The sequence below is a fragment of the Janthinobacterium algoris genome (assembly GCF_051380935.1).
GTDB lineage: Bacteria > Pseudomonadota > Gammaproteobacteria > Burkholderiales > Burkholderiaceae_D > Janthinobacterium.
Window position 1 is genome coordinate 1 of sequence record NZ_JBNYXZ010000015.1, and the last position, 24,723, is coordinate 24,723.

19 protein-coding genes are annotated in these 24,723 nt (G+C 62.4%); 16 read left to right on the forward strand and 3 right to left on the reverse strand.

Annotated elements, in window-relative coordinates; translation table 11 throughout:
• Window positions 1–252: hypothetical protein (locus ACQ4W7_RS20720; RefSeq protein WP_436533118.1), on the forward strand; the 252-nt coding region annotated here is incomplete at its 5' end.
• A gap of 211 nt (window positions 253–463) precedes the next feature.
• Here the strand turns inward: ACQ4W7_RS20720 and ACQ4W7_RS20725 are convergent.
• From ACQ4W7_RS20725 to ACQ4W7_RS20735, 3 genes are all read right to left on the reverse strand, one after another.
• Window positions 464–2,110, reverse strand: coding sequence for a methyl-accepting chemotaxis protein (locus ACQ4W7_RS20725; RefSeq protein WP_436532907.1), 1,647 nt, complete (start codon window positions 2,108–2,110; stop codon window positions 464–466).
• 84 nt (window positions 2,111–2,194) lie between these two features.
• Complete coding sequence (locus tag ACQ4W7_RS20730) at window positions 2,195–3,316, reverse strand: patatin-like phospholipase family protein (RefSeq protein ID WP_436532909.1); 1,122 nt, start codon at window positions 3,314–3,316, stop codon at window positions 2,195–2,197.
• Between the two features lie 322 nt (window positions 3,317–3,638).
• Window positions 3,639–4,556 (reverse strand): LysR family transcriptional regulator, encoded by a 918-nt coding sequence (locus tag ACQ4W7_RS20735; protein ID WP_436532911.1) that lies wholly within the window; start codon window positions 4,554–4,556, stop codon window positions 3,639–3,641.
• A 133-nt stretch (window positions 4,557–4,689) separates the two neighbouring features.
• On the opposite strand from ACQ4W7_RS20735, the gene ACQ4W7_RS20740 reads away from it, so the two are divergent.
• The 15 genes from ACQ4W7_RS20740 to ACQ4W7_RS20810 all read left to right on the forward strand — a co-directional run bounded on the left by ACQ4W7_RS20740 (window position 4,690) and on the right by ACQ4W7_RS20810 (window position 24,710).
• A complete protein-coding gene (locus ACQ4W7_RS20740) occupies window positions 4,690–6,231 on the forward strand; it encodes an MFS transporter (RefSeq protein WP_436532913.1) in 1,542 nt (513 codons plus the stop codon).
• Window positions 6,232–6,468: 237 nt separating this feature from the next.
• Window positions 6,469–7,686: a maltoporin gene (locus tag ACQ4W7_RS20745; protein ID WP_436532915.1), complete on the forward strand. Its 1,218-nt coding sequence runs from the start codon at window positions 6,469–6,471 to the stop codon at window positions 7,684–7,686.
• A 346-nt stretch (window positions 7,687–8,032) separates the two neighbouring features.
• Window positions 8,033–9,043 (forward strand): substrate-binding domain-containing protein, encoded by a 1,011-nt coding sequence (locus tag ACQ4W7_RS20750; protein WP_426074916.1) that lies wholly within the window; start codon window positions 8,033–8,035, stop codon window positions 9,041–9,043.
• A gap of 239 nt (window positions 9,044–9,282) precedes the next feature.
• Window positions 9,283–10,920, forward strand: a complete 1,638-nt coding sequence (locus tag ACQ4W7_RS20755) for an alpha-amylase family glycosyl hydrolase (RefSeq protein WP_436532918.1) — start codon at window positions 9,283–9,285, stop codon at window positions 10,918–10,920.
• An 88-nt stretch (window positions 10,921–11,008) separates the two neighbouring features.
• Window positions 11,009–12,094, forward strand: coding sequence for an ABC transporter ATP-binding protein (locus ACQ4W7_RS20760; RefSeq protein ID WP_426074914.1), 1,086 nt, complete (start codon window positions 11,009–11,011; stop codon window positions 12,092–12,094).
• A 110-nt stretch (window positions 12,095–12,204) separates the two neighbouring features.
• The gene (gene malE, locus ACQ4W7_RS20765) at window positions 12,205–13,425 is read left to right on the forward strand and encodes a maltose/maltodextrin ABC transporter substrate-binding protein MalE (protein WP_426074913.1); all 1,221 of its coding nucleotides are present in this window, start codon (window positions 12,205–12,207) and stop codon (window positions 13,423–13,425) included.
• 94 nt (window positions 13,426–13,519) lie between these two features.
• A complete protein-coding gene (malF, locus tag ACQ4W7_RS20770; protein ID WP_436532920.1) occupies window positions 13,520–15,031 on the forward strand; it encodes a maltose ABC transporter permease MalF in 1,512 nt (503 codons plus the stop codon).
• Window positions 15,032–15,041: 10 nt separating this feature from the next.
• Window positions 15,042–15,932, forward strand: a complete 891-nt coding sequence (gene malG / locus ACQ4W7_RS20775) for a maltose ABC transporter permease MalG (protein WP_070218276.1) — start codon at window positions 15,042–15,044, stop codon at window positions 15,930–15,932.
• Complete coding sequence (locus ACQ4W7_RS20780) at window positions 15,890–17,590, forward strand: alpha-amylase family glycosyl hydrolase (protein ID WP_436532922.1); 1,701 nt, start codon at window positions 15,890–15,892, stop codon at window positions 17,588–17,590. The genes malG and ACQ4W7_RS20780 overlap by 43 nt, the downstream gene beginning before the upstream one ends.
• Complete coding sequence (locus tag ACQ4W7_RS20785) at window positions 17,587–18,495, forward strand: carbohydrate kinase family protein (protein WP_436532924.1); 909 nt, start codon at window positions 17,587–17,589, stop codon at window positions 18,493–18,495. Before ACQ4W7_RS20780 ends, ACQ4W7_RS20785 begins: the two co-directional genes overlap by 4 nt.
• 257 nt (window positions 18,496–18,752) lie before the next feature.
• Window positions 18,753–20,051, forward strand: a complete 1,299-nt coding sequence (locus ACQ4W7_RS20790) for an O-acetylhomoserine aminocarboxypropyltransferase/cysteine synthase family protein (protein ID WP_436532926.1) — start codon at window positions 18,753–18,755, stop codon at window positions 20,049–20,051.
• Between the two features lie 248 nt (window positions 20,052–20,299).
• The gene (locus ACQ4W7_RS20795; RefSeq protein ID WP_436532928.1) at window positions 20,300–20,542 is read left to right on the forward strand and encodes a hypothetical protein; all 243 of its coding nucleotides are present in this window, start codon (window positions 20,300–20,302) and stop codon (window positions 20,540–20,542) included.
• A gap of 127 nt (window positions 20,543–20,669) precedes the next feature.
• Window positions 20,670–22,223: a glycerol-3-phosphate dehydrogenase gene (glpD, locus tag ACQ4W7_RS20800; RefSeq protein WP_436532930.1), complete on the forward strand. Its 1,554-nt coding sequence runs from the start codon at window positions 20,670–20,672 to the stop codon at window positions 22,221–22,223.
• 234 nt (window positions 22,224–22,457) lie between these two features.
• Window positions 22,458–23,957 (forward strand): glycerol kinase GlpK, encoded by a 1,500-nt coding sequence (glpK, locus tag ACQ4W7_RS20805; protein ID WP_436533111.1) that lies wholly within the window; start codon window positions 22,458–22,460, stop codon window positions 23,955–23,957.
• Window positions 23,958–23,999: 42 nt separating this feature from the next.
• Entirely contained in the window at window positions 24,000–24,710 is a 711-nt protein-coding gene (locus tag ACQ4W7_RS20810; RefSeq protein WP_436532932.1) for an MIP/aquaporin family protein, read from the forward strand.
• Window positions 24,711–24,723 lie beyond the last annotated feature (13 nt).

The following is a 24,723-nucleotide window of genomic DNA, read 5'->3' on the forward strand; positions in this document are numbered from 1 at the left end:
GAGCGCGTGAAGACCGAAATGAGCCTGCACGTACTCGCCTATAACCTCAAGCGTTTGATAACGTCGCTTGGTGTCGTCGGCATGATGGAAGCGGTCAGGGCGTATGCCCTTTTACTGAACCTACAGCGCGTGATTGGCGCGATTGCCGTGCTGCCTCAATCGGGAAACCCGGAAACTCGGCACGGCGCTCTGCGCGGCCTAACGAGACGCACAACACGCATCGGCATGTATAGTTCTCCTGGCAGGGCCTGATTCTGCGTTTTTACACGGCCTGGGCCGAAAGCGGACTCACGCGCCCGAAAGCTAATCAGGCTCCCTGCCTAGCAAGGAGACGGGTGCCCCCCCGTCTTCCGCACTGCCAGCCCGTCAACGTTACTTCCCCGTCACAGGTGCAGAACATCAACGCTACCACAGGGGGCAGCGCCACCACAAAAACCCCGACGTACCGGGGCAACCACATGGTCTAACCGCGGGCGCTGCGGCCGGGCAGCGCCAGACGCCGGCTGGTAGCGGCGGCAGCCGGGGCCGGCAAGCCGCCGGCCAGCTTCAACGCTTTTGCCTGGCTATCGCCACGCAGCCGGAACACGGCCACCACCTCGACCAGTTCCACGGCGCGGTCTTGCAGCGAGGAAGCGGCTGCGGCTGCCTCTTCCACCAGGGCCGCGTTTTGCTGGGTGACCTGGTCCATTTGCGAAATGGCCTGGTTCACCTGCTCGATACCGGCGCTTTGCTCGTGGCTGGCGTTGGCGATGTCGCCCATGATGTCCGTCACGCGCAAGATGCTGGCGACGATTTCTTCCATCGTCGCGCCCGCCTGATCAACCAGTGCGCTGCCCGTGTTGACTTTATCCACGGAATCCTCGATCAAGCCCTTGATTTCCTTGGCGGCAGCCGCCGAGCGCTGCGCCAAGTTGCGCACCTCGGTGGCCACCACGGCAAAGCCACGGCCCTGCTCGCCCGCACGGGCCGCTTCGACGGCCGCGTTCAGCGCCAAAATATTGGTTTGGAAGGCAATGCCGTCGATCACGCCGATAATGTCGGCGATCTTCTTTGCCGACTCGTTGATCGAACCCATCGTGCCCACCACTTGCGCCACCACGGCGCCGCCCTTGCGGGCCACGTCCGAAGCGGACACGGCCAGCGAGTTCGCCTGGCGCGCATTGTCCGTATTCTGGCGCACCGCCGAGGTCAGCTCTTCCAGGCTGGACGCCGTTTCTTCCAGCGACGACGCTTGCTGCTCCGTGCGCACGGACAAGTCCGCGTTGCCGGCGGAAATCTGCGCGGCCGCCACGCTGACCGTATCGGCCGACGTGCGCACGGTGGCGATCACGTCGACTATGCGTTCCAGGAATTTATTGAAGGCGGTGGCCGTGCGCCCCACTTCATCCATGCGCTCGACGGGCATGGCGGCCGACAGGTCCAGCGAGGCGCTGACGCGCTCCAGCGTGTGTTCGATATCGCCCAGGCCGCCGCTGATGGTGCGGTAGATATGCCAGGCCAGCGCGCCCGTCAGCAGAACGGCCACGCCCAGCACCGCCAGCATGGTGTTGAACGCCGTGTCGTAGGCGGCCAGGCTTTCGGCCTTCACGTCATCGACCAGCTTGTTGTTGTAAGCGATATGGTCATCCATGCTTTTTTTCGCGGCTGCCGCCGTGATGGCCAGCGGCGTGCCGGCCATCAAGGTGGCGCGCACGCCATCCATGTCGCCCGCGTAGGCGGCGGCAAAGAATGGCACGAGCGCGCGGCGGTAAGCTTCCATGGCGGCCTGGTCGGCGTCGAGCATCTTGCTGTCCGTCGCGTCGTACAGACGCTCGGCGCGGTAAGTGGCGATGACCTTGTCGAAATTCGTATTGGCGTCGGCCACGGCCTTGTCCAGCGCCGTCTTGTCGGCCAGGTTCGAGAACACGGACAAACGGTAGCCGGCAAGGCGCGAGTCGGCCAGGAAGCCCTTGGCCGCATTCAAGCCCTGGATGCTGGGGATGATGCGGTTTTGCACGGTATCGAAACGCTCCTGGGCGCGCTGCAGCTGGAAGGCGCCGCCGGCACCCAGCAATAGCAGGGCCAGCAAGGCGATGGTCAGGGTCAGAATTAATTGCTTGGTGATATTCATGGTGTTTCACAGTAAAAAGAGTGCCTGGCAAGGCCAGGCAGGATGAGTAGCTGCCGATCAGGTGGCCGGGGATCGGTTGCCGGGCTAGGCCGCCAGCGGGGAAGCGTCGGGCGTGCGGCGCAGCAAGTCGCCATGCTGGCGGCAAAACGCCAGGCCCGCCTTGTGGCCCACGTCGAATAGCAGCTGCATGTTCGAGCTGGACCAGTCCAGGGTGTCGGGCCAGTGCTGCTCCGGAATGCCGCCCATCAAGTCGAGCTTGAGCAAACGCCGCTTGGGCTGGCCCGTGCGCGCGTCGGTGTTGTGTTCGAGCTCGAACAGGCGCAGTTCGCTCTTAGAAATTTTCACCAGCGGCGTGATGATGGAGCGCACCCAGGCGTCGTACAGGTTGCGCGGCTTGCGCAGCAAGCGCTCGTCGCCCAGGATGTCGAGAATGACCAGGGTGTCGGCATCATGGTGCTCGCCCTTGCCTTCGATAAATGGCTCGAAATTGAGCGTATCGAGCGCCGCGCCTTCGATGTAGTCGTCGCCGGCGATGGTCGTGGGCGCATACAGGAAGGGAAACGACAGGGCCGCGCGCACATGGATAGCTTCGATCTCGTGCTTGCCCCAGATTTGCATGCGGTGCTCGCTGAGATTGTAGGCATTGATGTAGAAATCGGGGCGCATGCGCGCCACGCCCGAGAAATCCACGGCTTTTTCCAGGAACGGCAAGTGCGCGCACAGGCCCAGGCTTTTCGCCGACAGGTCCGATGGCGACAGCGACGACACCATCAGCTTGCCCCAGTCCGACCAAGCCGTGGGCACGCCCGCAAACGTTTGCTGGAACGCCTGAAAAAAAGGATTGTTGGCCGGCGGCTGGAAAGCATCGCGGAAAGTGCTCGCATGCATGCCCGGCTTCTGGAACACCTTATAGTTGATCGGAATCATCTTGTAGATGCTGTCGGCCACACCCGTGTCGGCCCAGCTTTGCAAGGCCTGGCGCGGCGTGGCCTCGTGCGGCGTCGTGTAAAGCAGGCCCATCAGCACACCGGCGCCCGAGGCGGAAATGACATCGAACTCGATGCCCTCATCGAGGAAAGCGGCCAGGGCACCGGCGATCAGGGTGGAATTTGGTGCACCGCCACCTAGCAGCAGACCCGTTTTACGGGCCGGTTTCGCTGTCGCAACTGGCGCCGGATTCGGCGGCGTCGTCATCACTGTCTTCATGCACACTCCCTGAACGGAACGGGGTTACCACCCGTTAATTGTTGGTTACTACACGCTTATGGCGCCTAATCCTGCGCATGCACCCGCAAGCACCTCGCCGATGTAATGTTGCAGAAACAGATATGAAATTAACATAAATAAATTCCTTATGGCAATTTCCATAACGCATGACCGGTATTCAGAAAGACCATAAGCTGATGCCTTGCGGCATGGCGTGATGCGGCGCAGCAAATATAAATCCAGCGCGGTTAGGAATAATCTCTTTGGGGTAGGAATATTCCGCAACCCGCCGCCAGTGCGGCGGCCAGCGAGATCAGCGCAGCTAGGCTGGGTCGGGAGGGGACGAAGAAAAGTGCAGGTGGGTACACAAGTGGTCAACAAAGACGCGAATTTTGGGCGACAGATGGCGGCTCGACGGCCACAGCACCCAGAACTTGCTCGCGTACAGCAGGTAGTCGGCCAGCACGGCTTGCAGGTCGCCGCGCGCGATGGCGTCGCGCACGATAAAGTCGGGCAGGTAAGCGAGGCCCACGCCCTGCGTGGCAGCGCCGATAAGCGCTTCGATATTGTTGCAGGTCAAGGCCGTTGGCAAGCGCAACTCGCTGCCGCTGTCGCCAGCGGCGCGCTGCAACGTCCATTCCTGCAACTTGCCCGTGCTGGGAAATTTATAGCGCACGCAGGCGTGTTCCTCCAGCGCGCGCGGCGTGGCCGGCACGCCATGCCGGACGAAATACGCGGGAGAGCCGACGATGGCAAAGGCAAACGGCCCCAGTTCGCGCGCCATCAGCCGCGAATCGGTCAGGGTGCCACTGCGCACGGCCACGTCAACGCCTTCGGCCACCAGGTCGACCAGGCGGTCGTTGAAATCGAGGTCGAGCTCGATCTCCGGGTACCGGTGCGTAAAGTCCGCCAGCAAGGGCAGGATGATGCGGTAGCCGATCACGGGCAGGCTAACCTTGAGCTTGCCGCGTGGCGCCACGGCCAGCTGCGACAATTCCGCCTCGGCATCACCGAGGTCGGCCAGGATGCGCTGGCAACGCTCGTAAAACAGCGCGCCCTCGTTGCTCAGGCTGATGCGCCGCGTACTGCGGTTGAGCAGGCGCACGCCCAGCTTTTCTTCCAGCCGCGCCACGCTCTTGCCCACGGCCGAGGCCGACACCCCGAGCAGCCGCCCGGCCGCCACATAACTGGAAGTTTCCGCCGCACGCACGAAGGCGGCGATGCCGTTCAAATTATCCATGCCACCCCGCCATTTGAATTAGGGAATATTTGTCCGTTATGAGTGGATTTTCAGCCACTTTCTCATGGATTACGTCCATATTATCATCAGACTCCCTCTTTCTGGAATCATTCCCATGGATACGAATCATCGTATGAAGCCTGCCTCCCCGGCAAGGCGCGCCTTCGTGCTGGCCGCCGTCTGCCTGGCCGCGCTGTGCATGCCGCTCAGTTTTACGGGCCCCGCCATCGCCATCCCCGCCATTGCCGCCGACCTGCACGGCACGCCGCTGGCGCTGGCGTGGATCACGAATGCCTTCATGCTCAGCTTTGGCGCTTGCCTGATGGCAGCCGGCGCGCTGGCCGACCGCTACGGCCGCAAGCGCGTGTTCTTGCTGGGCATGGGTGTGTTTTCCGCCGCCGCACTGGCACTGTCGGCCGCACCCGCCATCCTGTGGCTCGATGTACTGCGCGCCGTCCAGGGCCTGGGTTGCGCCATGGCCCTATCGAGCGGACTGGCGGCCCTGGCGCAGGAATTCGACGGCCCGGCCCGCGCGCGCGCCTTCAGCCTGATCGGCACGGCTTTCGGCGTAGGGCTGGCCTTCGGCCCCTTCCTGGCAGGCACATTGATCACGCATACGGGCTGGCGCGCTATTTTTGTCGCCACGGCCGCGGCCGGTCTGACCGCCCTGCTGGCCGCCGCGCGCGCCATGCGCGAATCGCGCGACCCGCAGGCGCAAGGGGTAGACTGGCCTGGCGCCCTGACGTTTACTGGCGCTCTCTCCCTGTTTACCTATGGCTTGCTGCAGGCGCCCGACAGCGGCTGGGGCAGCGCCGCCAGCCTGGGCCTGCTGGGTGGCGCGGCCTTGCTGCTGGCCGCGTTCATCCGCGCGGAGCGGCGCGCCGCGCGACCCATGCTGGACCTGTCGCTATTCCGCCTACCAGCCTTTGCCGGCGTGCAACTGCTGGCGGCCGCGCCCGCGTTTTCCTTTGTCGTGCTGCTGGTGTTGCTGCCGGCCCGCTTCATCGGCATCGAAGGCTACAGCGCGCTGGAGGCGGGACGCATGATGATTGCCCTGTCTACGCCCATGTTGGTGCTGCCGATCGTGGCCGGCATGGCAGCGCAGCGCATTGCCCCCGCGCACATTTGCGCCAGCGGCCTGCTGCTGGCGGTGGGCGGCTTGCTATGGCTCTCCACCTGCGCGCCGGGCCAGGCGCCCGCTAGCTTGCTGGGACCGCTGCTGCTGATCGGCTGCGGCATCAGCCTGCCCTGGGGCTTGATGGATGGCCTGGCCATCAGCGTCGTGCCCGTCGAACAGGCCGGCATGGCGGCCGGCATTTTCAACACGACGCGCGTGGCGGGCGAAGGGTTGGCGCTGGCCATCGTCAGTGCGCTGCTGGGCACGCTTACTGTCACGGCGCTGAGCGGCGCCGGCATTGCTGGCATTGGCGCGGAACAGGCGGCGCACGCCGGGCCCTTCCTGGCGCTGGGCGAGCTGCGCCATGCGAGTACCTTGCTGCCCCAAGTGGGCGCGGCCGACCTGGCGCAAGCCTACGGCACGGCCTTCCGCCACTTGCTGTATGTGCTGGCCAGCATTACCACCGTCTCAGCCCTGTTGATCCTGGCCTTTTTGCGTCATCCGGCCCCTGCAGCAACGGACTCGGCCACCCTGCCCGCTTGCAAGGCGCAAAACTAAGCCGCCCACATACCCGTAACGCCAATGCCCTCCCCCGCAGCATCCGGCGGCGCCCCACGCGTCGCCAGCCATCCTGATGTTTCTCCGCAACACTTAAAAAATTTCCAAGAACAAAACTAGTTTACTGATCAAAGCGCTTTGAACTATACTCAAAGCGCTTTGAAACATAGTTAAAGCGCTTTGGTTGTGCGAAGTGATGCGCGCCGATCCCACACCTATAAAAACACTGGAGACACAATGAACAAATTTTTCTTGAAAACATTGCCAGCGGCAGTGCTGATGGCCTTGAGCGCGTCGGCCCAGGCTGCCCTGCCGATCGACTTCGGCGGCTACATCCGCTCGGGCTTCGGCACCAGCAGCGAAGGTGGCAAGGAAGCTTGCTTCGGCTTGGCCGGTGCCTCGTCCAAGTATCGTCTGGGCAATGAGTGCGAAACCTACGGCGAGCTGAAATTCGGCGGCGAAGCCTTCAAGGCAGCCAACGGCACCACCTTCCGCATCAATACCCTGGTGGCGTTCTCCGTCAACCAGAACCAGGACTGGGAGCAATCGGACCCGTCGTGGCGCGAAATGAACGTGGTAGCCGACAAGATCGGCACGGGCGCCTTCGCCGAAGCGCGCGCCTGGGTCGGCAAGCGCTACTACGACCGCCAGGACGTGCATATCACCGATTACTACTTCTGGAATAACAGCGGCCCGGGCGCCGGCCTGGAAAACATCGACCTGGGCGCCGCCAAGCTGGCCTACGCCATCGTGCGCACGGCCGATGACGGCGACAGCAAGCGCATGGGCCTGTCCCACGACTTGCGCTTCTCCGGCATCAAGGTCAACCCGGATGGTGAACTGACGCTGGGCCTGCAATTCAACCAGAAACGCAATGCGCAAGGCGCGGCCCCCATCGCCAGCGGCCACTTGCTGACCATCATGCATACGCAAGGCAATCTGCTGGGCGGCTTCAACAAGGTGGCCTTACAGTACGGCAAAGGCAGCGCCGCCAACACGGGCGGCTTCAGCCTGGGCGCCAGCAAGGACGACAAGGTCGTGCGCCTGACGGAACAAATCATGATCCAGCCCAAAGGCGCCTGGTCGGGCATGGGTACCTTCGTCTACGAAGACAAGGAATCGGCAGGCGTGAGCAGCAAGTGGACGTCGATCGGCGCGCGTCCCGTCTACCACTTCACGGACAACTACAGCCTGGCCGTGGAACTGGGTCATGACATCGTCAAGCCGGAAGGCGGCGAAAGCCGCAACCTGACCAAGCTGACCTTTGCCCCGCAACTGTCGGCCGGCAACAGCTTCTGGTCGCGCCCCGTGCTGCGCGCCTTCTACACCTACGCCAAATGGAACAAGGCAGCCCAGTCGGCGGCCGCCGCGGAATCGGCGCTGTCGTCGACGGGCGTGTTCGGTGGCAAGACCAATGGCAGCTCCGTCGGCTTCCAAGTGGAAAGCTGGTGGTAATCGCAGGCCGCTAGAACTTTGGCAAGCGTCCATGGACGCTTGCCACAGGCAGCAACACCGCCCGCTCATCCAGGGGCAGGCAGTATCCGGACCCACCATTTCGCCGCTGCACGCGATGGCCGGCAGCTTCAATGTAGTGATTCAGCAGTATCCTCTTTTAGCGCGGGCGCCCCTGGGTTTGCCCGCGTATTTTTTTGGGCGCTGCCGCCGGTCGCCATGACCCTGATCATTCCGGCATTTATCAGATAAACTACCCCTAATCGCATTGCACTGCACCGCTCCCGCCCACCGGCAGGATGCCGGTAGCGGCAAGACCCACCCAGGATAGACCCCGACTGCAGCATTCATGAACCTCAAAAATCTCGCCAAAACGCTAGGAATATCCGAAACCACCGTCAGCCGCGCCTTGAATGGCTATCCGGAAGTGAGTGAACGCACGCGCGAACGGGTGCTGGCCGCCGCGCAGGCGGCCGGCTACCGCCCCAATCCCATGGCGCGCAGCCTGGCCGTGGGGCGCACGAATATCGTCGGCATCATCTATCCGCTGATGCCGAACGACCTGGCCGACCCCATGTTCATCGAAATTGTGGGCGGCATGTCGGAAGCGCTGGAAGCGCAGCAGATGGACATGATGATCGCGCCCGCTTCGGCAGGCAACGAATTCCACACTTATGAACGCATGGTCAAAGGACGCCGCATCGACGGGCTGGTGGTCGGACGCACCAAGCCGTTCGACGAGCGCATCGCCTACCTGGCGCAGCAGGGCATGCCCTTTGTCGCGCATGGCCGCACGCAGCTGAACCAGCCGCATGCCTGGTTTGACTACGACAACGAGGCGGGCATGCGTCTGGCCGTCGAGCGCCTGGCGCAGCTGGGCCACCAGCGCATCGGCCTGATCAGCGCCACGCCGGACCTGAACTTCGTGCGCCAGCGCGTCGAGAGTTTCCAGCACGCCATGCAGGCCGGCGGCCTGGCCATCGACCCGGACAACCTGGTCGACAATGCGCACGACCGCCGCGCCGGCTACCAGGCGATGCAGCGCCTGCTGGCCCGCTCGCCCCGTCCCACCGCCGTCATCGTCGACAATCACATGTCGGGCGTGGGCGCCGTGCGCGCCCTGCTCGACGCGGGCATCGCCATCGGCAGCGAGATGTCGCTGATCGTCTGGGGCGTAATGGAAGACTCCCTGGCCGGCCACAACGTCACCACCGTCGTCCAGCCCGACCCGCGCGGCGCCGGCGCGAAGATGATCCACATGCTGCTGGCCCTGATGGATGGCACGCCCGTCACCGATTTGCAGGAACTGTGGCCGTGCGAACTGCTGCCGGGCGAGTCGGCCGGCCCCGTGCCAAACTAGCCAATCCCGTATTCCCGGCACCGCCGGCCAGTTGGCCAGCGGTGCCGCCGCGTTGTCCTGAATTACCCTCATAAAAAAATCGTATGTCTCGTGCGTGTATCGCTTTACTTTTCAAAGCGCTTTGAACTATACTCATTTCATACCCAAAGCGCTTTGAATTTTAAAATAAGACGTTCGCCTACCAACCAGCAGCGCTGCCCTGATAGCCAAGGCTACAGGCAACTTTTAAGAAATCATTCATGCCGACCATCCAAAACAATCTCGCCCACCTGCCCGCCGACTGGTGGCGCAGCGCCGTCATCTACCAGGTCTATCCACGCAGCTTCCTCGACAGCAATGGCGACGGCATCGGCGACTTGCCCGGCATCACATCGAAACTTGCATACATCGCCGCCCTGGGCGCCGACATCGTCTGGATTTCGCCCTTCTTCACGTCGCCGATGAAAGACTTCGGCTACGACGTGGCCGACTTCTGCGATGTCGACCCCATGTTTGGTACTTTGGCCGATTTCGACCGCCTGGTGGCGCGCGCCCATGAACTGGGCTTGAAAGTGATGATCGATCAGGTGCTATCGCACTCGTCCGACAACCACCCTTGGTTCGTGGAAAGCCGCTCCAGCCGCGACAATGCCAAGGCCGACTGGTATGTGTGGGCTGACCAGAAACCGGACGGCACGGCGCCGAATAACTGGCTGTCCGTATTCGGCGGTTCCGCATGGCAATGGGAGCCGCGCCGCGGTCAGTACTATCTTCACGATTTCCTCGCCAGCCAGCCCGACCTGAACTTCCACAACCCGGCCGTGCAGCAAGCCCAGTTGGACAACCTGCGTTTCTGGCTGGAGCGCGGCGTCGACGGCTTCCGCTTCGATTCCTGCAACTTCCCGTATCACGACCAGCTGCTGCGCGACAATCCGCCAGCCGCGCAACGCGACGCGAGCAGCGTGTCGGCCATCAACCCGTACGGCATGCAAGCGCACGTGTACGACAAGACGCAGCCGGAAAACATCGCCTACCTGCAACGCGTGCGCGCCGTGCTTGACGAATATCAAGCCATTTCCATCGGCGAAGTGGGCGACGACAATGCGTTGGCCACCATGGCTGCCTACACAGGCGCCGACAAGCTGCACATGGCTTACAGTTTCAACTTGCTGACGGCGGAGTTTTCGGCCGAGCACATCCGCACGCAAGTGGAAGAATTCGAGGCCCAGGTGGCCGACGGCTGGGCTTCCTGGTCCGTGGGCAACCACGACAGCGTGCGCGTCATGACGCGCTGGGGCGGCGAAAACCCGTCGCCATCCCTGGCCAAGGTCGTGCTGGCCGTGCAGGCGGCGTTGAAAGGCACGCCGTGCCTGTACCAGGGCGACGAGCTGGCCCTGACGGAAGCGGACATTCCTTTCGAGGCACTGCAAGACCCATACGGCATCCCGTTCTGGCCCCAGTTCAAGGGCCGCGACGGCTGCCGCACGCCGATGCCGTGGGTGGCCGAAGCGCCGCATGGAGGCTTCAGCAATGCCACGCCTTGGTTGCCCGTGCCTCCGGAACATCTGGCGCGCGCCGTTGACGTCGAAGAACACGATAGCGCCTCACCGCTGCGCTTTGCGCAAAACATCCTCGCCTGGCGCCGCACCCTGCCGCAGTTGCTGCGCGGCGACATCGTTTTCTTCGATGCGCCCGAACCTGTGTTGGCCCTGCGCCGCGACTTGCCCGGCCAAGCATCCGTGCTGGCCGCCTTCAACCTGGGCACGGAATCGGTCACGTTCGCTTGGCCGGATGCGGCGCCAGCGGCCGACCTGGCAGGTCACGGCTTGCCGGGTAGCAAAGATGGCCAACAGGTCAGCTTGCCCCCGCATGGCGGCTGGTTCGGCACCCTGGCGTAAATCGCAGGCTTTGGCGGCCATGCCGCCAATTACAATAACGAGCCCCGCGTATCAGCGGGGCCGAATTGACAGATTGAGGACGACAGACATGGCTGGACTGAAGTTAACAGGCCTGAAGAAGGCATATGGCGACGTGCAAACCCTGCACGGCATTGACCTGGAGATCGCCGATGGCGAATTCATGGTCTTCGTGGGCCCATCGGGTTGCGGCAAATCCACCTTGCTGCGCAGCATCTGCGGCCTGGAAGAAATCAGCGGCGGCGATTTGTTCATCGGCAAGACGCGCATGAACGATGTGCCGCCTGCCAAGCGCGGCATCGCCATGGTGTTCCAGAGCTACGCCCTGTACCCGCACATGAGCGTGGCGCAAAACATGGCGTTTGGCCTGAAACTGGCCGGACAGAGCCGCGTACAGATTGCCGACGCCGTGCAGCGCGCCGCGCAAATCCTGCGCATCGAACCTTTGCTCGAACGCAAACCAAAAGACTTGTCGGGCGGCCAGCGCCAGCGCGTGGCCATCGGCCGCGCCATCGTGCGCAAGCCTGACGTCTTCCTGTTCGACGAACCGCTGTCCAACCTGGACGCATCGCTGCGCGTGCAGATGCGCATCGAACTGGCGAATTTGCACCGCGAATTGCGCTCGACCATGATTTACGTCACGCATGACCAGGTCGAAGCGATGACCCTGGCCGACCGCATCGTCGTGCTCAACGCGGGCCGCATCGAACAGGTGGGCGCACCACTGGAGCTGTACCACCACCCCGCCAATCTGTTCGTGGCCGGTTTCCTCGGTTCGCCCCGCATGAACTTCCTCAAAGGCAAGGTCCATAGCTACGCCGACGGCGTGGCCACCATCGCCACCAAGGCGGGCGGCATGCTGCAGGCCGCACTCCAGCAGCCGCTGGCCAGCGGCACGTCCGTCACCATCGGCGCGCGTCCCGAACACGTGCAAGCTTGCGTGCCCGGCGCCGCAGCCGCCATTACGGCCACCGTGCAAGCGGTGGAAAAGCTGGGCGACATCAGCTATCTGTATGTGCAAGTACCGGGCGGCGATGAGCCGCTGGTGGTGCGCGCCGATGCAGACACGGACTGGGCCATTGGCCAGAGCGTTGCGCTGCAAGTGGCGCCCGCCCGCGTCCACGTGTTCGACGAGCATGGCCAGACCCGTACCTGACACCCGGCTTTAAGGGGCCAGGCGCTACAGGCGCCGCCTGGCCTGGTTGTATCGTTTCAGCCTTGATACTCAACATAAACTTAGCATAAAAAAAGACACTGGAGATTGACATGTCCTTCACACACCCAAAACGCAGCTTCATCAAAACCACCCTGATCGCCGCCGCTCTGGCCGGCATCGGCAACCTGGCCGCCGTCAGCATGGCGAACGCGGCCGAAGCAGGCACCCTCTTGATCTGGATCAATGGCGACAAGGGTTACAAGGGCCTGGCCAAGGTCGGCGAGGAATTCACCAAGAAGACGGGCATCAAAGTCGTCGTCGAGCACCCGGAAGATGCACCGAACAAATTCCAGCAAGCAGCCGCCGCCGGCAAGGGCCCGGACATCTGGATCTGGCCGCATGACCGCATCGGCACCTGGATCGACGCCGGCTTGCTGCAACCATTGACGCCAAGCAAGGAAGCGCGCGCCGCCATCCTGCCGCTGGCCTGGAACGCCTTTACGGTGGGCGGCAAGACCTGGGGCTACCCGATCTCCATCGAAGCCGTCGCCCTCGTCTACAACAAGGACCTGGTGCCGAACCCGCCGAAAACCTTCGAGGAAATTGCCGCGCTGGACAAGAAATTGTCTGCGCAGGGTAAAAAAGCCATCCTGTGGGATTACACGAATACCTATTTCACCTGGCCTTTGCTGGGTGCGGGTGGCGGCTTCCCGTTTGAAGTCAAGTCCGATGGACGCTACGATGCGGCCAAGACAGGCGTCAACAATGCCGGTTCGCAAGCGGGCGTGAATGCGCTGATGACCCTGATCAACAGCGGCGCCATGCCGAAGGGCGCGGGCTACGCGGAAATGGAAGCCGGCTTCAACCAGGGCAAGATCGCCATGATGATCAACGGTCCATGGTCGTGGGACAACGCGCGCAAGTCGAAGATCAACTTCGGCGTGGCAACGATCCCTACCGTCGCAGGCAAGACGGCCACCCCATTCGTGGGCGTGCTGGGCGCGATGATTTCTAAAGCCAGCCCGAACAAGGACCTGGCGACGGAATTCCTGGAAAACCAGATGCTGCAGCTCAATGGCCTGAAAACCATCAACGCCGACGTCCCGCTGGGCACGCCAGCGAACAAGGTGCTGTTCGCGGAATTGAAAGCCAACCCGAATATCCAGGCCACGATGGAAAGCGCCCAAGCGGGCCGCCCGATGCCGAACAACCCGGAAATGGGCCGCTTCTGGTCGTCGATGCAATCGGCGCTGGAAAACATCACGCAAGGCCGCCAGACGACCAAGGATGGCCTGGACGCGGCGGCGAAGCGGATCACGACGGCGAACTAAGTCATTTCAAGGGGCTTGCCCCTGCGGGATCGGCATGCGCGCCACTGGCGCGCATGCCCCCCAGGTCTTTCACCATCTTCACAGGTATCCCATCGTGCGCAAGTTTATCGGCCCTACGGTATTGACCATCAGCATGGCGCTGGGTCTGTATCTGCTCTTCATGTTGTACATTTCCGGCCAGACCATGCTGGCCGCCGTTTTCCTCGGCTTGCTGACCCTGACGACGTTTGTCTTCACATCGCCGCGCGCCTATGCCTACCGTTATCTGTTTCCCGGCATCACGGCGGTCATCGTCTTCGTGCTGCTGCCGATGGTGTACACGGTGTCGATCGGCTTTACCAATTTCAGTTCGCGCAACCTGCTCACCTACGAACGGGCCACGCAATACCTGCTCGACGAGACGCAGCGCGTGGAAAGCACGGGCTACGCGCTGACCGTGCATGCCGACAACAAGGAATACCGCTTGCGCCTGGAAAGCCCGGACACGGGTGAAGTGCTGCTGACGCAGCCGCTGGCCCTCAAGCGCGCCGTGCCCCTGAAGGTGGAAGTGGCGCCGCTGGACCCCGTGCAAGCGCCCGTGCTGGCCCCGCCGCTGCCCATCAAGGACATCATCGCTCTGCAAAAGGACTTGAAGCTGCTGACACTCATCCTGCCGAACAGGATCGAGCTGCGCATGGTGGGCTTGCGCGAATTCGGCCCCGTCGCGCATGTCTACAAGCAATTGCCCGACCTAACCCTGAAGAAAATCGCCACGGGCGAGCTGGTCAAACCGAACTTCAAGACGGGTTTTTATGAAATGCCGGATGGCACGAAGCTGGAACCGGGCTTCAAGGTGAATGTGGGCTTTGCCAACTTCGTGAAGATTTTCTCCGACGAAGCGTTCCGCGGCCCCTTCCTGCGTATTTTCGTGTGGACCATCGTTTTCGCCCTGATCAGCGTGGCCACCACCACGGGCCTGGGCATGGTGCTGGCCGTGCTCTTGAACTGGGATGCGCTGCGCTTCCGCGGCCTGTACCGCACCCTGCTGTTCCTGCCATACGCCGTGCCGGGTTTCATTTCCATCCTCGTCTTCAAGGGCTTGTTCAATAACAACTTTGGCGAAATCAACCTGGTGCTCGACGCCCTGTTCGGCATCAAGCCCGCCTGGTTCTCGGACACCACCCTGGCCAAAGCCATGATCCTGATCGTCAACACCTGGCTCGGCTACCCCTACATGATGGTGGTGTGCATGGGCTTGATCAAGGCGATCCCGTCGGACCTGTATGAAGCCTCGGCCCTGGCCGGCGCGGGACCGCTGACGAATTTCTTCAAGATCACCCTGCCGTTGATCATCAAGCCGCTCACGCCCTTGATGGTGGCCAGCCTGGGTTTCAACTTCAATAATTTCGTACTGATCAGTTTGCTGACGGGCGGGCGTCCCGATTTTCTCGACACGACGCTGCCGGCCGGCACGACGGACTTGCTGGTGTCCTATACCTACCGCATCGCGTTCGAGGATTCCGGCCAGAACTTTGGCCTGGCCGCCGCCATCTCGACCCTGATCTTCTTCCTCGTGGCCGCGATTTCGCTGGTCAACATGCGCCTGACGCGCATGAACAAAGCATAAAGGACAGTTCATGGCTATCGTTGTCGACCGTTCCAACCGCTGGCGCATCCTGGCGGCCCACGTCGCCGTGATCGCGCTGATCGCGTTGGTGATGTTTCCCTTCCTGATGATTTTGTCGATCTCCCTGCGGCCCGGCAACTTCGCCTCGGGCAGTTTGATACCGCCCGAGATCAGCTTCGAGCACTGGCGATTGGCGCTGGGCATGTCTTACCAGGCGCCCAACGGCGCCCTGGTCGAGCCGGATTTCCCCGTACTGCTGTGGCTATGGAATTCCATCAAGGTGGCCAGCATGAGCGCCACCGTTACCGTGCTGCTGTCGACCACCTGCGCGTATGCATTCGCGCGCATGCAGTTCCGCTTCAAGTCGCAAACCCTGTCCGCGCTGATGCTGCTGCAGATGTTCCCCGCCGTGCTGGCCCTGGTCGCCATCTACGCCATCTTCGATGTGCTGGGCAGCTACGTGCCGTGGCTGGGCATCGACCACCACGGCAGCCTGGTGCTGGCCTACACGGGCGGCATCGCCCTGCATATCTGGACCATCAAGGGCTACTATCAAACCATCCCCGTCGAAATCGAGGAAGCAGCCAAGGTCGACGGCGCCACGCAATGGCAAGCGTTTGTCTACGTGCTGCTGCCGATGACGGTGCCCATCCTGATGGTGGTGTTTTTGTTGTCGTTCATCGGCGCCATCATCGAATACCCGATCGCCTCCGTGCTGCTGCATGAACAGAACAACCTGACCCTGGCCGTCGGTTCGAAACTGTTCCTGTACGAGCAAAAATACCTGTGGGGCGACTTCGCTGCGGCAGCCATTTTGTCCGGCCTGCCCATCACGGCCGTATTCCTGCTGGCGCAAAAATGGATGATCTCCGGCTTAACGGCTGGCGGCGTGAAGGGCTGACCATGCACCGCGCCCTGACTACGCTGGCCGCCCTGCTCTTGAGCGCTTCGGCGCAGGCAGGGAGCAAGGTTTCAGCAACATTCTCTGAAAACCCCATCGTCTACTTCGCCGTCACGGACCGTTACGCCAACGGCAATCCCGGCAACGACCACAGTTATGGCCGCGCCGCCGACCCGGCAGGCGGTGATGTCGGCAGCTTTCACGGCGGCGATATCGCCGGCATCACGCAACAACTAAAAGCCGGCTACTTCCGCGACCTGGGCGTCAACGCCCTGTGGATCACGGCGCCGTACGAGCAGATACACGGCTGGGTAGTCGGCGGCAAGCAGCAATTCCGGCACTACGCCTACCACGGCTACTGGGCGCTCGACTACACCACCATGGATGCGAACATGGGCACGCGCGAAGAATTGCGCGAAATGATAGACACGGCCCACGCGCAAGGCATCCGCGTGCTGTTCGACGTGGTGCTGAACCATCCCGGCTACGCGGACTTGCGCACCCTGGCCGAATACAAGGTGCCCGTGCTGTGGCCTGGCCATGAAAAGGCCGTGCTGCGCGACTATCACAGCTTCATCGACTACAACAACTTCGAATTCAAGCAGTGGTGGGGCCCGGACTGGGTGCGCGCCGGCTTGCCCGGCTACCCCGAGGGCGGCAAGGATGATTTCACCATGCAGCTGGCGTATTTGCCCGACTTCCGTACCGAAAGCAGCAAAGCCGTGGGCTTGCCGCCCATCCTGCAGCGCAAGGCCGACACACGCGCCGTCGCCCTGCCCGACACCACCGTGCGCGCTTACTTGGTCCACTGGCTGGCCGACTGGGTGCGCGAATTCGGCGTCGACGGTTTTCGCGCCGACACCGTCAAGCACGTGGAGGCGGCCAGTTGGCTGGCCCTGCGCGCGGCCGCCACCGATGCCCTGGCCGACTGGAAAACACGTCATCCGCAACAGAAAATCGACGATGCGCCATTCTGGATGACGGGCGAAGCGTGGGGCCATGGCCCGGAGCGCAGCAGCTGGCATGACGCCGGTTTCGATTCGATGATCAATTTCGATTTTCAACACCGCGCGGCCGGCGACTGGAAAAGCATCGATGGCGTGTACCGCCAGTACGCGGGCTTGCTGGGCAAGCGCATTGGCAATGAGCCCCGCCATGACATCCTGTCGTACATCTCGTCGCACGACACCAGCCTGTTCCCGCGCGACCGGCTGAAACACGGCTTGAGTGCCCTGCTACTTGCGCCGGGTGGCGTGCAGCTGTTTTATGGCGATGAAAGCGCGCGCCAGCCTGGCGCGGCGCCCATCGGCGACGAACAGCAGGCGACGCGCTCCGATATGAACTGGAACTCGCTCGACTCTGCCACCCTGGCGCATGCGCGCAAGCTGGGCCAGTTCCGCTTGCGCCACCCTGCCCTGGCGCGCGGCGAACATAGGTTCATCCATGAACAGCCGTATGCGTTCGCCCGCGTGACGAAAGAGGACGCCATCATCGCCGTGCCGGAGGCACTGGGCACCATCGAACTGAAGGTGCACGGCGTGTTCGCCGACGGCACTCCGCTACGTGACGCCTACACCAATCAAACCTACATCGTCAAAGATGGCGCCATCGCGGTAAACGCGGCCGGCACCGTCCTGCTGGAGAAAGCTGCACCATGAGTACCTATGACATTTTAGTGGTCGGCGGCGCCGGCATCGACACAATAGTGCGCGTCCCTTCCCTGCAACTACCCGTGGCCGATTCGCTGCACGTGCCGCCCATCCGCGATTACGTGGCGCACACGGGCAATGGCGTGGCGTTGGGCTGCCATGCGCTGGGCTTGCGCTGCAAGTTCATCGACTTCATCGGCGACGATGCGCAAGGCGCGGCCATCCTGCAGCGCTATAAAGATGCAAAACTCGATTTTTCACACCTCGTCGAACCCTCGGGCACGCGGCGCAGCGTCAACCTGGTCGACCCGCAAGGGCGCCGGCTGTCGCTATACGATGGCCGCCACCCGGAAGACGTGCGCATGCCGTCCGCCTTTTACCTGCCCTACCTTGGCCCCGCGCGCCACGCGCACTTTTCCATCATGGGCTGGGTGGCGGCGCTGTTTGACGATGCGCTGGTATGCGGCACCACGGTGTCGACCGATTTGCACGACTGGGATGGCGTCAACCCGCACCACCAAGTCTTTGCCCTGCGCGCCGACCTGGTGTTCCTCAGCACGGCCGCACTGGGCGAACGCACGCAGTCCGTCATGCGCGCCATCATGGAGCAAGGTCGCGCGCAAGCCGTGGTCGCCATGGCCGGAGCGGACGGCGCGTATGTGCTGGAACGGGGCAGCGCATCCGCGCGCCACTATCCGTGCGCGCAACTGGACTTGCCCGTGGTGGACACGAATGGCGCGGGCGACTCCTTCGTCGCCGCTTTCTTGCAGGCATGGCTGGATGGCGCGGGCATCGACGCCGCCATGCGCCGCGGCGCCATCGGCGGCGCGTTTGCCTGCGCCCAGCACGGCACGCATGAACGTTTCATCGCGTTGGCACAGCTGAATGACTTATATCAAGATAGCACTAAGTAACCCCCAATAAATTATTGTGTTTTCTGACTTCCATAACCGGCGCTGTGCGGTGTTGCCCGCAGCTAGCAGTGCTCGCACTGCGTCGCTGCAGGCGCCTTGCACAGCATCCGGTTCTGTTCGTCATAAATTCACAATATTTTCCCGAGGATTACTTAGCTTATGACTAAATATTCTATCAAGCGTAACAGCCTGGCAAGTGGCGCATGGCACAATGGCTGCGGATTTCACCACCGCATACCATCGACACCGGAGACCACATGAGAATCGAAACCCTGGCCGTGCACGCCGGCTACACCCCCGACCCGACCACCAAGGCCGCCGCCGTCCCCATCTACCAGACGGTGGCCTACGCCTTCGACAATGCCCAGCATGGCGCCGACCTGTTCGACCTCAAGGTTGCCGGCAATATCTACACGCGCATCATGAACCCCACGCAGGACGTGCTGGAAAAGAGGGTCGCTGCGCTGGAAGGCGGCGTGGCCGCGCTGGCCGTGGCGTCGGGCATGGCGGCGATCACCTACGCGATACAGACCATCGCCGAAGCGGGCGACAATTTCATCTCCGCCAGCCAGCTGTATGGCGGCACTTACAACCTGTTTGCCCACACCTTGCCGCAGATCGGCATCGAAGTGCGCTTTGCCGATGCGCGCCAGCCCGAGACCTTCGCCGCCCTGATCGACTCGCGCACCAAGGCCATCTTCTGCGAATCGATTGGCAACCCGCTGGGCAATGTCACCGATGTAGCGAAGCTGGCCGAGATCGCACACGCGCACGGCATCCCGCTGATCGTCGATAACACGGTACCGAGCCCCTATTTATTCCGCCCCATCGAGCACGGCGCCGACATCGTCGTCCATTCGCTGACCAAATACCTGGGCGGCCACGGCACCACCGTGGGCGGCGCCATCGTCGACAGCGGCAAATTTCCATGGGCAGAACACAAGGAGCGCTTCAAGCGCTTGAACGAACCGGACGTGTCGTATCATGGCGTGGTCTACACGGAAGCGTTCGGCCCCGCCGCCTTCATCGGCCGCGCGCGCGTCGTCCCGCTGCGCAACATGGGCGCGGCGATTTCGCCTTTGAGCGCCTTCCAGCTGATCCAGGGCATCGAGACCCTGGCCCTGCGCATGGACCGCATCTGCGACAACACCCTGGCCCTGGCCAAACACCTGAAGCAGCATCCGAAAGTCGCGTGGGTCAACTACGCTGGCCTGGAAGACCACCCGGACCACGCGCTGGTGAAAAAATACATGAACGGCCGCGCCTCGGGCATTTTGTCCTTCGGCCTGAAGCTGGCAGACGGTGCGAATGTCAACCCGGACCCGCGCGCGGCTGGCGCACGCGTGCTCGACGCCCTGCAACTGTTTACGCGCCTGGTCAACATCGGCGACGCCAAGTCGCTGGCCACCCACCCGGCGTCGACCACGCACCGCCAGCTCAATGCCGAAGAACTGGCCAAGGCCGGCGTGTCCGAAGACATGCTGCGCCTGTCCGTGGGCATCGAGCATATCGACGACTTGCGCGAAGATCTGGAACAGGCGTTGAACGCGGCCTGAACCAAACTGAAATCCAACTGAAATCCAACTGAAATCCAACTGAAATCAGGCTGGAAGCCTGTCCCGGCACATGCATGCCTCCCCTGCCGGGATAGGCTCCTGCATACCGTAAAGTGAAGTCGGCGTTCTCGCAGAGCGCCAGCGACGCTTCTGTCATCCTCACTATGGTTGAACTGGATAGCCCCCAGGTCCAGCCCAGCGCCTCTTTATCTCCCCCACCCCGCATCCTCTGATGCCATGCCTATGCCATGGCGACTTATTCGGCACTCCTGCCGGAATCGATGATCGGCGAACGTCCGTGCGCCAAGGCAAGTGGCGAGCAACTGGCCTATGCACCGCTGCGCATGGCCGATATTGTCATTCTGCCGAAACGAATCCAAACGAACAAAAAAGAAGAAATTTATGTTGTTAAATTTTCGAACATGCGTAAAATACAGAAAAAAAAGCGCATTATTCTTCACTTCAGCGCATTTTTCTTCCTGGTCGCATGAACACTTGCATGCGCCAATGGCAGTGGCACGAAGGCGCATGCTAGCGACTGCGTGGCTGAATGAAAAAAACAAGCTGAAACCATGCACTTTTTGTAGCCCATAGCGGCCTATCACCACCTCCAGGATCATGATGCAATCGACAATCAAGCAGCTAGCGCAACAGGACTGTGATCTTTTAATCGTCGGCGGCGGCATCAACGGCGTCGGTATCGCGCGCGATGCGGCAGGCCGCGGTTTGCGCGTCATCCTGTGCGAGCAGCACGATCTGGCTCAGCACACGTCCTCGGCCAGCACAAAACTGATACACGGCGGGCTGCGTTATCTCGAGTATTACGAATTCAAGCTGGTGCGCAAGGCCTTGCAGGAACGCGAATTGCTGTTGCGCACTGCACCGCACATCATGTGGCCGCTGCGATTCGTCATGCCTCACGATGCCGGGCAACGGCCAGCCTGGATGATCCGTGCCGGACTGTTCCTGTATGACCATCTGGCGCGACGCACTTTCCTGCCGGCCTCGGAAGGCGTGTCGCTGCGCCAGCACGTGGCGGGCGGGCCGCTGAAAGGCGATTTCCGCAAGGGCTTCGTCTACTCCGACGGCTGGGTGGACGATGCGCGCCTGGTGGTGCTCAATGCGCTGGACGCCAGCGAACGCGGCGCCAACATCCTGACCCGCACCCGCTGCGCGGCGGTACGCCAGGAAGGCCAGGGCTGGCACGCCACGCTGGAGAGCGAGCAGCATGGCCGCATCGAGGTGACGGCGCGCGCCATCGTGAATGCCGCCGGCCCCTGGACCGCGCAATTCGCCAACGCCGCCTCGGGCGTGAGCAATACGCACGGGCTGCGGCTGGTCAAGGGCAGCCACATCATCGTGCCGCGCCTGTTCGACCACCCTTACGCCTATATTTTTCAGAACCAGGACAAACGCATCATCTTCGCGATTCCCTATCAGAACGAATTCACCCTGATCGGCACCACCGACCTGGAATATACCGGTGAACCCGGCAAGGTGACGATCAGCGACGGCGAAGTGCGCTATCTGTGCGAGGTGGCCAACCGTTACTTCACCAAACAGATTGCACCGAGCGACGTGGTCTGGACCTATTCCGGGGTGCGTCCGCTGCTCGACGACAGCGCGCAAAACGCCTCGGCGGTGACGCGCGACTACCTGCTCGAATGCGACCCGAACACCGCCCCCTTCCTCAATATCTGGGGCGGCAAGATCACCACTTACCGGAAACTGTCGGAAGAAGCGCTGGCCATGCTGCAGCCGCGCCTGGGCCGCGATGCGCCGGACTGGACCGCCTCGGCACCCTTGCCGGGCGGCGACCTGGAGCAAGCGGGCGCACTGGTTGAGAACATCGACTTCGAGCGCTTTGCACAACAATTGCACGCCCAGTACCCATGGCTGCCGGGCAAGCTGGCGCAACGTTATGCGCGCTGTTACGGCACCCGCGCCAGGCGCATGCTCGGCACGGCAAAGAATATGACGGAGCTGGGCGAGGAACTGACGCCCGGCGTGTACGAACAGGAAGCGCGTTATCTGTTTGCGGTGGAATGGGCGCGCAGCGCCGAAGACATCCTTTGGCGCAGAAGCAAATGCGGCTTGTACTGCCAGCCACGGCATGTGGCGCGTCTGGAGGAATGGATCAAACAGATGTCGATGCATGAGATGAGCGCTTGAAAAAACAAGCCTGAGAGTTGGGATGGAGACACAGTAGGGATGTAGGCACGCCGGTATCGAGGCGAATGGCGTTCGCCGCGCCGAAGGCCGGCCATGCGCACCGTTCCTCGCGGCCTAGCCTTGCCTGGGCCATCTCCATGGACACGGGATGACAGTTTTACCGAGCGACCGGCGCGGCAAAGACCGGCAAAAAAAATCAACTATAGACGGAGAGAAGACATGCAGAAGATGGCGATGAAGGACCAATACATTCTTGCGCTCGATCAGGGAACGACAAGCTCGCGCGCGGTGTTATTTGATCGGGCCGGCAACATCGTCTCGGTAGCACAAAAGGAATTCCCGCAAATATATCCGCAGCCGGGTTGGGTCGAGCATGACCCACAGGATATCTGGTCGACGCAGGCCGGCGTCGCCGCCGAAGCCGTCACGCATGCGGGATTGAATGGCGCATCGATCGCCGCCATCGGCATCACCAACCAGCGCGAAACCACCATCGTCTGGGACCGCGAGACCGGCCGGCCGGTGTACAACGCCATCGTCTGGCAAGACCGCCGCACGGCCGATTTCTGCGATGAGCTGAAAGGCCGCGGCCTCGAGGCCATCGTGCGGGAAAAAACCGGTTTACCGATCGATTCATATTTTTCCGCAACCAAGATCCGCTGGATACTCGACAATGTTCCAGGGGCGCGCGAACGCGCCAACCAGGGCAGGCTCGCCTTCGGCACTGTCGACAGCTGGCTGGTCTGGAATCTCACGCAGCAAGGGCTGCACGTCACCGATGTCACTAACGCCTCGCGCACCATGCTGTTCAACATCCACACGCTGGAATGGGACGACGAGTTGCTGTCCATGATGGATATCCCGCGCAGCATGCTGCCTGAAGTCCATCCGTCTTCCGCCGTCTACGGCGCCACCAAAACCACCTTGTTCGCCTCCGCCGTGCCGTTGGCCGGCATCGCCGGCGACCAGCATGCGGCGCTGTTCGGCCAGATGTGCACCAAGCCAGGCATGGTCAAGAACACATATGGCACAGGTTGCTTCCTGGTGATGAACACGGGCGATAAACCGATTGAATCGAAGAACAATCTCGTCACCACGATTGCATGGCAGATCGGCGAACAAGTCAACTATGCGCTCGAAGGCAGCATTTTCATCGGCGGCGCGGTCGTGCAATGGCTGCGCGACGGGCTCGGCATCATCAAGAGCGCCGCTGAAATCGAGGCGCTGGCGCGCTCGGTGCCGCATGGCGACGGCGTCTATCTGGTGCCGGCCTTCGCCGGACTCGGCGCGCCGCATTGGAATCCGCGCGCCCGCGGCACGCTGTTCGGCGTGACGCGCGGCACCACCTCGGCCCACATCGCGCGCGCCGCGCTCGACAGCATCGCCTACCAGTCGCTGGATGTATTGAAGGCCATGGAAGCCGACTTGGGCGGCAAGATTACCGAATTGCGCGTCGACGGCGGCGCGGTGGCAAACGATTTGTTGATGCAATTCCAATCGGACCTGCTCGGCGTCGACGTGGTGCGCCCGCAAATCAGCGAAACGACGGCCCTGGGCGCGGCGTATCTGGCCGGCCTGGCAGTCGGCTACTGGAAGGATGTCAGCGACATACAGGACCAATGGAAACTGGACCGCCGTTTCACGCCAGCGCTCGACGCAAGCACAGTGAAGACCCACATACAAGGATGGCAGCGTGCGGTCAACGCCAGCAAAGCCTGGGCCGATGCGGTCTGATCCGCCAGGCGCCCATCCCCCACACTTCACTGGAAGCTTCACATGAATCCTTTATTCGCCGAATTCATCGGCACCACTTTGCTCGTCCTGCTGGGCAATGGCGTGGTCGCCAACGTCATCTTGCAAAAAACCAAGGGCCACGACAGCGGCCTGGTCGTGATCGCCATCGGCTGGGCAATGGCAGTCTTTGTCGCCGTGCTGTGTACCGCTGCCGCCAGCGGTGGCCACCTCAATCCGGTGGTGACCGTGGCACTGGCGGTGGTCGGGAAATTCCCTTGGGCAAAGGTTCCCGCCTATGTCGCCATGCAGATGCTCGGTGGCATGATGGGGGCATTTCTGGTATGGGTGATTTACTACAAGCACTTCGAGGCCACCCCCGATGGCGACACCAAACTGGCGGTCTTTTGCACCGGCCCGGCGATCCGGGGCACCTTCGGCAGCCTGGCCGCCGAAATGATCGCCACCTTCGTTCTCGTGTTTGCCGTGTTGAACATGGCGGCGCCAAGCTTCGGACTGGGCGCCGTGAGCGCCTTGCCCGTCGCCCTGCTGGTACTGGGCATAGGCGTGTCGCTCGGCGGCACCACGGGTTACGCGATGAGCCCGGCACGTGACTTCGGTCCGCGCATCATGCACGCCATCCTGCCCATCCCGGGCAAGCGCGACAGCGATTGGCGCTATGCCTGGGTGCCGGTCATCGGCCCGCTGCTGGGCGCCGTCCTGGCGGCACTGCTATACAACAATTATAAGTTCTAGGTCCAATCCCACG

Bases quoted from the DNA above. Each gene is read 5' to 3' on its own strand.
- ACQ4W7_RS20725 (WP_436532907.1), bottom strand. From the start codon at position 2,110: ATGAATATCACCAAGCAATTAATTCTGACCCTGACCATCGCCTTGCTG.
- ACQ4W7_RS20730 (WP_436532909.1), bottom strand. From the start codon at position 3,316: ATGAAGACAGTGATGACGACGCCGCCGAATCCGGCGCCAGTTGCGACA.
- ACQ4W7_RS20735 (WP_436532911.1), bottom strand. From the start codon at position 4,556: ATGGATAATTTGAACGGCATCGCCGCCTTCGTGCGTGCGGCGGAAACT.
- ACQ4W7_RS20740 (WP_436532913.1), top strand. From the start codon at position 4,690: ATGAAGCCTGCCTCCCCGGCAAGGCGCGCCTTCGTGCTGGCCGCCGTC.
- ACQ4W7_RS20745 (WP_436532915.1), top strand. From the start codon at position 6,469: ATGAACAAATTTTTCTTGAAAACATTGCCAGCGGCAGTGCTGATGGCC.
- ACQ4W7_RS20750 (WP_426074916.1), top strand. From the start codon at position 8,033: ATGAACCTCAAAAATCTCGCCAAAACGCTAGGAATATCCGAAACCACC.
- ACQ4W7_RS20755 (WP_436532918.1), top strand. From the start codon at position 9,283: ATGCCGACCATCCAAAACAATCTCGCCCACCTGCCCGCCGACTGGTGG.
- ACQ4W7_RS20760 (WP_426074914.1), top strand. From the start codon at position 11,009: ATGGCTGGACTGAAGTTAACAGGCCTGAAGAAGGCATATGGCGACGTG.
- malE (WP_426074913.1), top strand. From the start codon at position 12,205: ATGTCCTTCACACACCCAAAACGCAGCTTCATCAAAACCACCCTGATC.
- malG (WP_070218276.1), top strand. From the start codon at position 15,042: ATGGCTATCGTTGTCGACCGTTCCAACCGCTGGCGCATCCTGGCGGCC.
- ACQ4W7_RS20780 (WP_436532922.1), top strand. From the start codon at position 15,890: ATGGATGATCTCCGGCTTAACGGCTGGCGGCGTGAAGGGCTGACCATG.
- ACQ4W7_RS20785 (WP_436532924.1), top strand. From the start codon at position 17,587: ATGAGTACCTATGACATTTTAGTGGTCGGCGGCGCCGGCATCGACACA.
- ACQ4W7_RS20790 (WP_436532926.1), top strand. From the start codon at position 18,753: ATGAGAATCGAAACCCTGGCCGTGCACGCCGGCTACACCCCCGACCCG.
- ACQ4W7_RS20795 (WP_436532928.1), top strand. From the start codon at position 20,300: ATGGCGACTTATTCGGCACTCCTGCCGGAATCGATGATCGGCGAACGT.
- glpD (WP_436532930.1), top strand. From the start codon at position 20,670: ATGATGCAATCGACAATCAAGCAGCTAGCGCAACAGGACTGTGATCTT.
- glpK (WP_436533111.1), top strand. From the start codon at position 22,458: ATGAAGGACCAATACATTCTTGCGCTCGATCAGGGAACGACAAGCTCG.
- ACQ4W7_RS20810 (WP_436532932.1), top strand. From the start codon at position 24,000: ATGAATCCTTTATTCGCCGAATTCATCGGCACCACTTTGCTCGTCCTG.